The sequence below is a fragment of the uncultured Sphingomonas sp. genome (genome assembly GCF_946477935.1).
Lineage (GTDB): Bacteria > Pseudomonadota > Alphaproteobacteria > Sphingomonadales > Sphingomonadaceae > Sphingomonas.
In genome coordinates, this window is sequence record NZ_CAMLAC010000109.1 from 1 (window position 1) to 11,716 (window position 11,716).

Here is an 11,716-nt window from a genome sequence, read left to right on the forward strand (position 1 = left end):
GGCTGGTCGATGCCATACAGCGTGCCGCCCGCGCGGGCCGGCGGGTATCACCTCCTCACCCCGGGCCGCGCGGGCGGCACGCTGTATGGCATCGACCAGCCGGGGATGGATGCCGCAGCGGCACAGATTGTCGATCGCGGCGCGGATCGTCGCCTCGGAAGGGTCGGCGTCCTTCTTCAGCAGCACCGATGCGGCCATGACGATGCCGGGAATGCAGAAGCCGCATTGCACCACATTGTCGGCGAGAAGGGCCAGTTGCAGCGGATGCGAACGGTCGCGCGACAGCCCCTCTATGGTGGTGACGAAGCTGCCTTCCAGCGCACCGATCGTCGCCTGGCAACTGCGCACCGCGCGGCCATCGACATCCACGGTGCAGGCGCCGCAATGGCCGGTACCGCAGCCATATTTGGTGCCCGTCAGGTTGGACGCGTCGCGCAGCGCCCAGAGGAGCGGCGTTTCGGGATCGAGACGATACTGGACGGGCTGGTTGTTGATGGTCAGGCGGCTCATGGCGGTGCCGTTCTAGCGGATTGCGCCTAATCCCGCCACGTTCGGTCGATCCGGTCGACCAGCCGGACCATGGCGGCGAAATCGGCCTTGCCCGGGCCGCCGGGGATCTGGACCTTGGACAGATCACGCTGGTGGACGGCGATGACCTCCGGCGGCACCTCCAGCGGGCGACCCATGGTTGCGGTGGCGATCTGGATCTCGCAGGCGCGCTGGAGCGACCAGTGTTTCAGGAACGCCTCCGGCAAGGTTCGGCCCATGACGAGGATGCCGTGATTGCGCAGGAACATGACGCGTTTGTCGCCGAGGTTGGCGATCAGCCGCTCACCTTCCTCGGAGCGGACGGTGACCCCTTCGAAATCGTGATAGGCGATCTGGCCGGCAAAGCCGCAGGCGTAAAAGTTGGTGGGGCGCAGGCCGCCCTCCACCGAGCTGACCGCGGCGCCGGCGGTGGTGTGGGTGTGCATGATGCAGTGCGCATCGGGCAGGTGGCGGTGAAATACCGCATGCTGCGTGAAGCCGGCGAGGTTCACCGGATAGGGGCTGTCCGCCAGCTTGTTGCCGTCGATATCGATCTTGACCAGGCTGGAGGCGGTGACCTCCGAAAAGTGCAGGCCGAAGGGGTTGATGAGGAACGCCCCGTCCTCGTCCGGTACCTTCAGGGTGATGTGGTTGTAGATCATCTCGGACCAGCCGAGCATGTCGAACACGCGGTAGCAGGCGGCGAGCTGCTGGCGCGCCTCCCATTCGGCAGCGCTGGGGGCCATGACAACCTCTCCTGTTTTCTTTTCGGAAGAAGGGTATGGCACGAACGTGGCGGGATGCAATCGTGTCAGTCGCCTTTGTCCAGCATCGGCGCGGCGACCGGATCGGCGAGCGCCGCATGCGAGAAGCGGATCGGGGTGCGCAGGCCGGGGACCGTGGTGCCGTCCGCCCGCGCCGCATCAATGGCGAGGCCGCGCGCGATGATCTGGGGATCGGCAAAGGCCTGTGCCACGCTGTTGATCGGGCCGGCGGGGACGCCCGCCGCCTCCAGTCGCGCCAGCAGGTCGTCGCGGTCGAAGCCTCGCGTGGCCGCTTCGATCAGCGGGATCAGCGTGTCCCGGTGGGCGAGGCGCAGGGCATTGGTGGCGTGGCGCGGATCGTCCCCGTCGAGGCCGACGACCCTGCAGAAGCGGCGATATTGCGCGTCGTTGCCGACCGCCAGGATGAACCAGCCGTCGCGCACGGGAAAGACCGCATAAGGCACGATATTGGGGTGGGCGTTGCCGAGGCGCGTGGGGGAAACGCCGCTGGCGAACCAGTTCATCGCCTGATTCGCGAGAACGCCGGTCATGGTATCGAACAGGGCCATGTCGACATGCTGGCCGAGGCCGGTCCGGGCGCGCATGTGCAGCGCCGCCTGGACCGCGATCACCGCGTACAGCCCGGTCATGATGTCGGCGAAGGCGACGCCGATCTTTTGCGGCGGGCCGTCGGGCTCCCCGGTCAGGTCCATGATGCCGCTCATCCCCTGCACGATGAAGTCGTAGCCGGCGCGGGCGGCGTAGGGGCCGTCCTGGCCGAAGCCGGTGATCGAGCAGTAGATTAGCCGCGGGTTCTGCGCGGACAGGGTGGCATAGTCGAGGCCGTAGCGGGCAAGGCCGCCGACCTTGAAATTCTCGATCAGGATATCGGCGTCCGCGACCAGATCGCGGACGGTCGCCTGGCCTTGCGGCGTGGTGAAATCGGCGACCACCGAGCGCTTGTTGCGGTTGGCGGCGTGGAAATAGGCGGCGTCCTGCGTGCCGTCGGGGTTGGCGATGAAGGGCGGTCCCCAGCGGCGGGTATCGTCACCGCCGGGGCTTTCGACCTTGACCACCTCCGCACCGAGATCGGCCAGCACCTGCCCCGCCCAGGGACCGGCGAGGATGCGGGCAAGCTCGACCACTCTCAGGCCCGCGAGCGGCGTGGCGTTCATCGTGGCGGCGTTCAGAAGGCGGCGATGCCGGTGATCGCGCGGCCGAGGATCAGGGCATGAACGTCATGCGCGCCCTCATAGGTGTTCACCGTCTCCAGGTTCATCATGTGACGCATCACCTGATATTCGCCGGAAATGCCGTTGCCGCCGTGCATGTCGCGCGCCATCCGGGCGATATCGAGCGCCTTGCCGACATTGTTGCGCTTCACGATCGAGACCATTTCCGGCGCGAAGCGGCCTTCGTCCATCAGGCGGCCGACGCGCAGCGAAGCCTGCAGTCCGAGGGCAATCTCGGTCTGCATGTCCGCCAGCTTCTTCTGGAAGAGCTGGCGCCCGGCGAGCGGCGTGCCGAACTGCTGGCGATCCAGCCCATATTGGCGGGCGGCGTGGAAGCAGAACTCGGCGGCACCCAGCGCACCCCAGCTGATGCCGTAGCGGGCGCGGTTGAGGCAACCGAACGGACCTTTCAGGCCCTGGACACCGGGCAGGAGGGCATCGTCACCCACCTCGACATCGTCCATCATCACCATGCCGGTGATCGACGCGCGCAGGGACAGCTTGTTGTCGATCTTGGGCGCAGTCAGCCCCTTCATGCCCTTTTCCAGCACGAAGCCGCGGATGGCGCCGCCATGCGCGTCCGACTTGGCCCAGATGACGAAAACATCGGCGATCGGGCTGTTGGAGATCCAGGTCTTGGCACCCGACAAACGATAGCCGCCATCCACCTTGCGCGCGGTGGTGCGCATGGCGCCGGGATCGGAGCCGGCATCAGGCTCGGTCAGGCCGAAACACCCGATCCATTCGCCGCGGGCCAGACGGGGCAGATAGCGGCGCTTCTGATCTTCCGAGCCGTATGCGTGGATCGGATACATAACGAGGCTGGACTGCACGCTCATCATCGAGCGGTAGCCGGAGTCGATGCGCTCCACCTCGCGTGCGACCAGGCCATAGGCGACGTAGCCGGCGCCGACGCCGCCATATTCCTCCGGAATGGTGGGGCCGAGCAGGCCGAGTTCACCCATCTCGCGGAAGATGTCGGGATCGGTGTGCTCCTCGGCGAAGGCGGCGATGATGCGCGGGGCAAGACGGTCCTGCGCATAGGCGTGCGCGGTATCGCGGATCATCCGCTCGTCGTCGGTCAATTGCTCGTCGAGCAGGAACGGGTCCGCCCAGTCGAAACTGCCCATGCCGGCCATCGCGTCTCTCCTTTTCACGCGGCCGGTTTCGAAGAAACAGTATGGCTTGTCCAGTGCGTAGGGACAAAAGCCGTCCCCACGCACCAGATGCCGGGCGGTTACAGCCGGAAGCTGAGCGTGGCGCGCAAGTCCCGCCCGGCCAGCGGGGCGAAATCCTTCAGGACGCTGGCATGGCGCCGTGCGGTCACGTCGAACAGGTTGTTGCCGCTGAGGATCAGCGTCGTCGGATTGGCGGCGCCGAACGGGTGGAGCGAGACCGAGGCGTTGACCAGCGTGAAGCCATCGGTCGGCGTCTCGAACGTGGTCACGCGGTCCTGCTCGAAGCTGTGTTCCACCTCGACCCGGGCGGTGGCGGTGTCGCCCTGCGCCTCAAGCCCGCCGAGCAGGCGCAGCGGCGGGATGCGCGGCACCGGACCCTGGTTCACGACGCGGGCATGCACCCAGTCGCCGAGCAGGTCCGCATTGATCCGGTAGGCGCCGATCGTGGCGAGGCGTAGCGAACCTTGTGCCTCCAGCCCGTAATAGCGGGCATCGGCCTGCGCGAACTGGAAGCAGGGCAGGTCGATATCCTCCCCCGGCGCGGCAGCGGCGCAGGCGGCGGGCGCGACCTGGTTCTCGTAGATATAGTTGGAGAACCAGTTGTAATAGGCCGACGCGTCGAAGCTCCAGGCATCGCGATGGGCGTGCAGCGTCGCTTCCAGTCCCCAGCTCTTCTCCAGCCGGAAATTCGGATTGCCCAGTTCATAGGCCTGGGTGCCGGCATGCGGGCCATTGGCGTAGAGTTCCTCGGCAGACGGCGCGCGCTCGGTGCGCGAGCCGTTCAGGCCGATGCGGATGTCGGGGGCGACTTCGTAGGAAGCGCCGAGCGAGCCGGAGATGGCATCGAAGGTCCGCCGGCCGTTGAAGAAGCGCGTGTTGGCAAGGCCGGGTCGTGCCTCCACCGACGTGTTCTCGTATCGCGCACCGGCCTCTGCCCGGAACGCGCCCATGTTGAACTGTTGCAGGGTGAACAGGCCGATCTGCGACGTGTCGTTGCGCGGCAGAAAGGCTTCCTCGCCCGCCACGTCGAAGCGGCGGTGGAAATATTGCACGCCCGAGGCGCCCAGCCACCCGCCGCGATTCGCCTGGACCAGCTCGGCCCTGCCCTCGATCCCCTGCGTGTCGAAGCGGGTGTGGATGTCGCCATCCGGCCCGAGTTCGGAATGGGTGTAGTCGGCGGTCGCGGCGCGAACGCGGATGCGATCAATGAACGACCCGCCGGCCTCGATCTCGCCGCGCAGGTCGAAGCGGTCCTGCTTCAGCGAGATGCGCGGGCTTTCCTGTTCCTGGCCGGGTTCGACCGCGTAGCGGACGGGCAGGCCGTACAGGCTGTCATAATGGCTGTACGATATGCCTAAGCTGCCGCCGTCGCGGATCAACGACGCGCCGACACCCGCATTCCAGGTTTCCGAGGCGGTGTTGGGCAGGCGTTTGCGAATGCCGGCATTGGCGGCGAAATCGACTTCCTCACCATGGTCATGGTCGTGATCGTCCGCACCGTGGTCATGATCGTCCTCGACCGGAAGGCCGGCGGAGGCGAGCGCGCGGGCGCGCTGGACGGGCGAGAGGGCGTAGCCGGGAATGCGCAGGTCGTTGGTGCGCAGATACGAACCGTCCGCATGCAGCACCAGTCCGCCGCCGACGGCGACATCCGCCGCCGACGCGATCGAGCGTTCGTCGGCGGCCGAGCCGTAGCTGGCGATCCCCGACAGGCGATAGCCGTTTTCCGGCACGCTGCGCGGGATGCGCGTGTCGACGACGTTTACGACACCGCCGACCGCCGACGATCCGAACAGCAGCGCAGAGGGGCCGCGCAGCACCTCGACCCGGTCGGCGAGCAGCGGATTGATCGCGACGGCATGGTCGACGCTGGTGTTGGATGCGTCGATCGAGCCGATGCCGTCGGACAGGACGCGGATGCGCTCACCCTGGAAGCCGCGCAGCACCGGGCGCGAGGCGTTGGGACCGAAGGAGGTGGCCGATACGCCGGGCAGGCGGGCGAGCGTCTCGCCAATCGTCGGACGGATCGCGCGGCTGAGTTCCTCACCGGCCAGGATCGAGGTGCCGGACAGAACGTCCGCCTCCGACTGGCGGACCGGCGCGGTAATGACGATGTCCCGACCGCGATCACGCGTCGGCGCAGGGGTTTGCGTCGGAGGAGCCGTTTGCGCCAGGACGGGGGTGGCGAGGGCGAGAACGGACAAACCGGACAGGAACAAGGCTTTGGCCAAGACGGGCTCCAACAGAAAACGCGAAACCCGGCCTTGGTAGCGTGATGATACAGCATATCAAGTTAAATAGTCGTCATGGTCCGGCGGGAGGACGATCGAGCAGCAGGGCTTCCAGATGGGCGGTGACGCCTCCATCGGTGACCGCGCACGATTCTGCGATCAGGTCTGCGACGAGATGGCGGGGCATCGGCAGGTCGCGATCGGGCAGCGCGGCGAGCCAGGTGGCAAGAATATCGGCCCAGGCGGGATGCGCCAGTGCATCGACCCGCACCATAAGCCGGGTTCCGGTGAAGGTGGCCGAACACCAGTCCTGCTCGTCCCGAATATGGGCCGACAGGGTCAGACCGAGCCGGGCCGCATCGGCGACGAGCGCGCGGCACAGCGCCTGGCCCGGCCCCTCCGACCGGCCGGCGCGGTGGCGGTTCAGGCGTCGCGCGCAGCCAGGAACGCTTCGATCCGCTGGATCGTCCGCCAGCGCAATTGCCGGCCACGGCGCAGGTCGCCGACCAGCCGGGGATCGTTGACCGCCAGTCGCCCGAACCGCGTTTCCGGCATCGCCGTATTCCGCAGGAACCGGTCGATCCTGATAATCAGCCCCATGAACATCTCCCATCGCGAATCTCCTTCGCCGTTCTTGTTCTGTTCTATTTCCAACTTGTCTAGGAAATTTCCTGTGACTAGATTGGAGACATGCAGGACGATCCCAGGCAGGTGTTGAACAAGCTGGCTGAGGCGGCCGGCGTCAGCCTGGCCGCGCTGTCACGGATGCTGGGGCGCAACGCCGCGTATCTGCAGCAATTTGTCGGGCGCGGTAGTCCACGCCGGTTGCACGAGGAGGATCGGCGGCGGTTGGCCGCGTTTTTCGGCGTGGCGGAGGAGCGGCTGGGTGGCGCGGCGTCGACAGGGGTGCCGCGGGTGACGGTGGTGCGGCGCGACGTGACGGTGTCGGCGGGGCCGGGCGCGGTGGTGGAGGATGATCTCGCGCTGGGCATCGCGACGATCGACGGGCGGCTGGCGCGACAGCTAGGCTTGCGTGACGGGGCGGCGTCGATGGTACGGGCGAAGGGTGATTCGATGGCCCCGGGGCTGCGTGACGGCGACTATCTGCTGGTCAACGAGGATGACCGATCGCCCGGCCCGCGCGGGGGCGTCTATGTCTTGCGGATCGGGGAGGCCGTCGTCGTGAAGCGGGTACGGGCCGAGGCGGGGACTTTGGTCGTCACCAGCGACAATCCCGCCGCGCCGTCGGTGCCGGACGGGCAGGCCACGGTGATCGGCCGGGTGGTGTGGCAGATGCGCGCGCCGTCCTAGCGGCGGCGATCACGCTGCCAGATGACGAGGGCGGCCGCACTCCCGAGAGCGAGGCCGGTGAGCAGGCCCAGGCTGGTCTCTCCAAACGGCAGGCCGATCGCCGTGCCGGCGATGGCACCCAAGGCGATCAGCACGCCGCCGGCGGCGGGGGCACGGGGGGAAGGGGTCGTCATCGCCGCTGCCTGCCATGTCGGCCGGCGCTATGCCAGCGATCCGGCGTCGAACCGTCGTTTTTCCGGTGGCCGGGGCTATGGAATGCGCCGCACTGGGGCTAGGAAGCGGGAATGGTGTTCCGCGTTCGACGGTCCGGCCCGTGCGCGGCCGCGGCGTCCATCCTGCTGATCAGCGCGAATGCGGGGGCGCAGACGGTGCCACCCGTCGCCGAACCCGTGCCGCTGGACCCCAATGCGCCGTTGGCGGCATTGCCCGACATAGGCGTCGACTGGCCGGATCTGGAAGCGGCGCCGGCGGCGGATCTGGTGGAGGCGCTGACAACGACCGATGCGGCGGCGGAGCGGCGGTATCGCTGGGCGATCGAGGGCGTGGACGGCGCAGGCGCGCTGCTGCGCGAGCGGTTCGACAAATTATCGACGCTGAATGCGCATGATAACGAGCCCGCCAATGCCGCGCAGTTGGACCGGCGCGCGCGCGAGGATGCCGACCTGCTGACCACGCTGCTGCGCGGCGAAGGCTATTATGACGCCAGCGTCGCCACCCGGATCGAGCCGGGTGCGACCCCGAGGGTCGTTCTGGAGGCGGTGCCGGGCCCACTTTACCGCTTTGCCGGCGTCACCATCGACGGACTGGCGCTGGCCGGGGACAAGGCACGCGAACTCAGCACCGCGTTCGGCGTGAAGGCGGAAGACCCCGTCGATGCCGATGCGATCGTCGCGGGACAGGCGCGGCTGGCAACGGCGATCGGGCGCGAGGGCTTTCCCTTCGCCAAGGTCGGCGAGCCGCAGATCGTGGTCGACCGTGCGGCGCGAACCGCGACGCTGGACCTGTCGGTGGAACCCGGCACCGCGCGGCGGTTCGGGCGGATCCTGGCCGCCGCCGAACAGGGCGCAGGCGCGCCGGTGTTCGAGGCGGACCACATCGCCGATATCGCGCGCTTCCGGCCCGGTGAACCCTATGACGCGGCATCGCTCGACGACCTGCGCCGGGCGCTGATCCAGACCAGCCTGGTATCGTCGGTAAAGGTCGAACCGGTGCCGGGTGCGACCCCCGATACCGTCGACATCCGCGTGGCGACGGCGCCGGCGCCGCCACGGACGGTGGCGGGCGAACTGGGCTATGGCACCGGCGAGGGTGCGCGGGCCGAGCTGAGCTGGACGCATCGCAACCTGTTCCCGCCCGAAGGCGCGCTGACGCTGCGATCGGTGCTGGGCACGCGCGAGCAACTGGGCGCCGTGGTCTATCGCCGCAACAATTTCCACGGGCGCGACCGGGTGCTGACCGCGCAGTTCGCCGCCGCGCACATCAACCGCGACGCATTCGAGGCGCAGACCCTGTCGCTGTCCGGCAGCCTGGAGCGGCAGACCAACATCTTCTTCCAGAAGACCTGGACATGGTCGCTGGGGGCCGAGCTGCTGGCATCGGACGAGCGCGACGTGATCGCATCCACCGGTGTGGCGCGGCGGCGCACCTTCTTTATCGGCGCCCTGCCGACCAGCCTGAACTATGACGGATCGGACGACCTGTTGAACCCGACGCGCGGGTTCCGGCTGGGCGGGCGGGTCAGCCCCGAGCTGTCGTTGCAGGGTGCCGTGTTCGGCTATACCCGCACGCAATTGGATGCCAGCATCTATCGCCCGGTGCGGGACGGGATCGTGCTGGCCGCGCGCACCCGGCTGGGGACCATATTGGGCGCGCCGCGCGACCAGATCGCGCCATCGCGGCGCTTCTATGCAGGCGGCGGTGCCTCGGTTCGCGGCTATGGATTCCAGTCGATCGGGCCGCGCGATGCGAACAACGATCCGATCGGCGGGCGCAGCCTGGCCGAATTCTCGATCGAGGCGCGGGTAAAGGCGTTCGGCAATTTCGGCGTCGTGCCGTTTCTGGACGCGGGCAACATCTACACCTCGCCGCTGCCCCGTTTGACCGGCATGCGGTTCGGAACGGGGCTGGGCGTGCGCTATTATTCGAACTTCGGCCCGATCCGCGTCGATGTCGGCACGCCGATCAATCCGCAGCCGGGTGACAGCCGGATCGCGGTCTATGTCTCGTTGGGCCAGGCATTTTGAGCGAGCAGGAGGACAGGCCCGCGGCGACGCCGCCTGCACCGCCACGGCGGCGGCTGCGCTGGTGGCGGTGGCTGGCCGGTGCGGTGCTGGGGATCGTCGCGATCCTGCTGGCGGCGCTGTCCGTGGTCGATACGCAGGTCGGGCACCGCTGGGTCGCGGACCAGATCGGCCGGGTGCGGACCGCCAACGGCCTGCGCTTCGCGGTCGGGCGGATCGACGGATCGCTGTACGGTGAGGCGCGGCTGGCGGATGTGCGGGTCTATGACCTGGACGGGCTGGTATTCCAGGCGCCGCGCGTCACGCTGGACTGGCGGCCGTGGCGCTGGATCGACAACCGGCTGGACATCAGGCGGCTGGCGGTGCCGGAGGCGCGGTTGCTGCATGTTCCGCGCACCCGTCCGAGCGGGCGGCGTGGACCGATCCTGCCCGATTTCGATATCGCGATCGGCGCGCTGTCCGTCGACCGACTGGTGCTGGCGCCGGCGGTACTGGGCCAGCGGCGCACCGGACGGTTGCAGGGGCGCGCCGATATCCGTCGCGGGCGCGCGCTGGTCGCACTGGATGCGGTGGTGGAGGGTAGCGACCGGCTGCGGCTGAACATCGATGCGGAGCCCGATCGCGACCGGTTCGACATCGACGTGGTCGCGCGCGGTGCGACGCGCGGTGTGCTGGCGCGGATGGTAGGCGCGCGAGAGGGCGTGACGCTGGACGTGACCGGCGATGGCCGGTGGGCGCGGTGGCGGGGCCGCGCGACGGCGCGGATCGGCGCGGCGCAGGCGATGGCGCTGCGCCTGTCGGCGGACGCAGGCAGCTATGCGCTGGACGGCAGCGTGGCGCCGGCGCCGCTGCTGAAGGGGCGATTGCAGCAACTGACCTTGCCGGGCGTGCGGGTGCGCGGACGCGGGCACTTTGCCGAACGACGGCTGGACGGCACGTTGACGCTGCGCAGCGCCGCGCTGGCGATCGAGACACAGGGCATGGTGGACCTGGGCCAGAACGCCTTCCGCAATCTGAAAACCAAAGTCCGTCTGCTCCGCCCGTCTGCGGTGCTGCGCACGATGCGCGGCGAGGGCGTGGAGCTGCGCCTGTTGCTGGACGGCCCGTTCGCCGGCGCCAGCTTTGAATACCGCCTGTTCGCCAAGGCACTGGCGTTCGACCGCACGGTGATCGTGCAGCCGCGCGCGGCGGGACGTGGCCGCTGGTCGCGCTGGCCGGTGACGCTGCCCGTGCGGTTCACCGCCGCCGCAGTGGGCGGGGTCGGCAATGTCGCCGGGGGCATCCTGCGCAATCTGTCAATCGACGGGCCGCTGCGCCTGACGCCGCGCACGCTGAGCGGCGATGCGCTGCGGCTGCGCTCCGACAAGCTGTCGGGGACGATGGCGCTGTCGGTGGATCTGGCGACCGGCCGGTACGAGGTGGGGCTGAACGGGCGGCTGGGCCGATACCTGATCCCCGGACTTGGCATCGTGGAGGTGACGTCGCGGTTGAGCGTGGTGCCGGGGCCGGGCGGGCGCGGCACGCGGGTAGTGGGCCAGGGGGCGGCGCGCGTGCTGCGGCTGGACAACGCCTTCTTCCGCAGCCTTGCCGGTGGCTTGCCGCGGCTGACCGCACGGCTGGAGCGGACGCCGGACGGGGTGCTGCATTTTGCCGATCTGGTGCTGGTCGCGCCGTCGCTGCGGCTGCGCGGGCAAGGTTACCGGCGGCGTGACGGCAGTTTCCATTTCGAAGGGGGCGGGCAGCAATCGACCTATGGCCCGGTGCGGCTGGTGCTGGACGGCGATATCGCCCGGCCACGCGTGGAGCTGTTGCTGGCGACCCCCAATGCAGCGCTGGGCCTGCGCGACGTGCGTGCGCGTCTGGAGCCGACGCCGCAGGGCTTCGCCTACACGGCCGAGGGCGGATCGCGTGGCGGGCCGTTCCGGGCGCGATCCTGCTGCCGCGCGGGGGACAGGCGGCGATCGTGGTCGATGCGCTGGATGTCCGCGGGGCGCGCGGACAGGGCCGGCTGAACATCGTCCCTGGCGGTTTCGACGGTCGGCTGGACGTGAGCGGCGGCGGCTGGGGCGGCGCGCTGACCTTCCGCCCGGTGGGCGATATCCAGCGCATCGAAGGGCAATTGCGCGCGAGCAACGTGCAACTGGGCGGTGGTGCCCTGCTTCGCCAGGGCCGCACGGATTTCGCGATGATGCTCGACCCGGCGGGCGTGACGATCGGGGGAACGGCGAGCGG

12 protein-coding genes are annotated in these 11,716 nt (G+C 68.8%); 4 read left to right on the forward strand and 8 right to left on the reverse strand.

Annotated features, from left to right (window positions below; translation table 11 throughout):
• The 7 genes from Q0U08_RS12250 to Q0U08_RS12280 form a co-directional block, all read right to left on the reverse strand.
• Positions 1-510 (reverse strand): (2Fe-2S)-binding protein (locus tag Q0U08_RS12250; protein ID WP_298091688.1); only part of this gene is annotated, 510 nt, incomplete at its 3' end.
• Between the two features lie 26 nt (positions 511-536).
• Entirely contained in the window at positions 537-1,274 is a 738-nt protein-coding gene (locus Q0U08_RS12255; RefSeq protein ID WP_298091689.1) for a class II aldolase/adducin family protein, read from the reverse strand.
• A gap of 65 nt (positions 1,275-1,339) precedes the next feature.
• Positions 1,340-2,467: a CaiB/BaiF CoA-transferase family protein gene (locus tag Q0U08_RS12260; protein ID WP_298091690.1), complete on the reverse strand. Its 1,128-nt coding sequence runs from the start codon at positions 2,465-2,467 to the stop codon at positions 1,340-1,342.
• Between the two features lie 11 nt (positions 2,468-2,478).
• A complete protein-coding gene (locus Q0U08_RS12265) occupies positions 2,479-3,663 on the reverse strand; it encodes an acyl-CoA dehydrogenase (RefSeq protein WP_298091691.1) in 1,185 nt (394 codons plus the stop codon).
• 98 nt (positions 3,664-3,761) lie between these two features.
• A complete protein-coding gene (locus Q0U08_RS12270; protein WP_298091692.1) occupies positions 3,762-5,933 on the reverse strand; it encodes a TonB-dependent receptor in 2,172 nt (723 codons plus the stop codon).
• A gap of 73 nt (positions 5,934-6,006) precedes the next feature.
• The gene (locus tag Q0U08_RS12275; protein WP_298091693.1) at positions 6,007-6,207 is read right to left on the reverse strand and encodes a hypothetical protein; all 201 of its coding nucleotides are present in this window, start codon (positions 6,205-6,207) and stop codon (positions 6,007-6,009) included.
• A gap of 149 nt (positions 6,208-6,356) precedes the next feature.
• Positions 6,357-6,533: a hypothetical protein gene (locus Q0U08_RS12280; protein ID WP_298091694.1), complete on the reverse strand. Its 177-nt coding sequence runs from the start codon at positions 6,531-6,533 to the stop codon at positions 6,357-6,359.
• Positions 6,534-6,623: 90 nt separating this feature from the next.
• On the opposite strand from Q0U08_RS12280, the gene Q0U08_RS12285 reads away from it, so the two are divergent.
• On the forward strand, positions 6,624-7,244 hold the full coding sequence (locus Q0U08_RS12285; RefSeq protein WP_298091695.1) for a S24 family peptidase: 621 nt from the start codon (positions 6,624-6,626) through the stop codon (positions 7,242-7,244).
• Here Q0U08_RS12285 and Q0U08_RS12290 read toward each other — a convergent pair.
• Positions 7,241-7,417, reverse strand: coding sequence for a hypothetical protein (locus tag Q0U08_RS12290; RefSeq protein ID WP_298091696.1), 177 nt, complete (start codon positions 7,415-7,417; stop codon positions 7,241-7,243). The genes Q0U08_RS12285 and Q0U08_RS12290 overlap by 4 nt on opposite strands.
• A 111-nt stretch (positions 7,418-7,528) precedes the next feature.
• Between Q0U08_RS12290 and Q0U08_RS12295 the strand changes: the two genes are divergently transcribed.
• From Q0U08_RS12295 to Q0U08_RS12305, 3 genes are all read left to right on the forward strand, one after another.
• A complete protein-coding gene (locus tag Q0U08_RS12295) occupies positions 7,529-9,487 on the forward strand; it encodes an autotransporter assembly complex family protein (RefSeq protein ID WP_298091697.1) in 1,959 nt (652 codons plus the stop codon).
• Entirely contained in the window at positions 9,484-11,496 is a 2,013-nt protein-coding gene (locus Q0U08_RS12300; RefSeq protein ID WP_298091698.1) for a hypothetical protein, read from the forward strand. Before Q0U08_RS12295 ends, Q0U08_RS12300 begins: the two co-directional genes overlap by 4 nt.
• A partial coding sequence (locus tag Q0U08_RS12305; RefSeq protein ID WP_298091699.1) for a hypothetical protein occupies positions 11,448-11,716 on the forward strand: 269 nt, incomplete at its 3' end. The genes Q0U08_RS12300 and Q0U08_RS12305, both read left to right, overlap by 49 nt.

Coding starts and splice junctions, on each gene's coding strand:
- Q0U08_RS12255 (WP_298091689.1), bottom strand. CDS start 1,274: ATGGCCCCCAGCGCTGCCGAATGGGAGGCGCGCCAGCAGCTCGCCGCC.
- Q0U08_RS12260 (WP_298091690.1), bottom strand. CDS start 2,467: ATGAACGCCACGCCGCTCGCGGGCCTGAGAGTGGTCGAGCTTGCCCGC.
- Q0U08_RS12265 (WP_298091691.1), bottom strand. CDS start 3,663: ATGGCCGGCATGGGCAGTTTCGACTGGGCGGACCCGTTCCTGCTCGAC.
- Q0U08_RS12275 (WP_298091693.1), bottom strand. CDS start 6,207: ATGGTGCGGGTCGATGCACTGGCGCATCCCGCCTGGGCCGATATTCTT.
- Q0U08_RS12280 (WP_298091694.1), bottom strand. CDS start 6,533: ATGGGGCTGATTATCAGGATCGACCGGTTCCTGCGGAATACGGCGATG.
- Q0U08_RS12285 (WP_298091695.1), top strand. CDS start 6,624: ATGCAGGACGATCCCAGGCAGGTGTTGAACAAGCTGGCTGAGGCGGCC.
- Q0U08_RS12290 (WP_298091696.1), bottom strand. CDS start 7,417: ATGACGACCCCTTCCCCCCGTGCCCCCGCCGCCGGCGGCGTGCTGATC.
- Q0U08_RS12295 (WP_298091697.1), top strand. CDS start 7,529: ATGGTGTTCCGCGTTCGACGGTCCGGCCCGTGCGCGGCCGCGGCGTCC.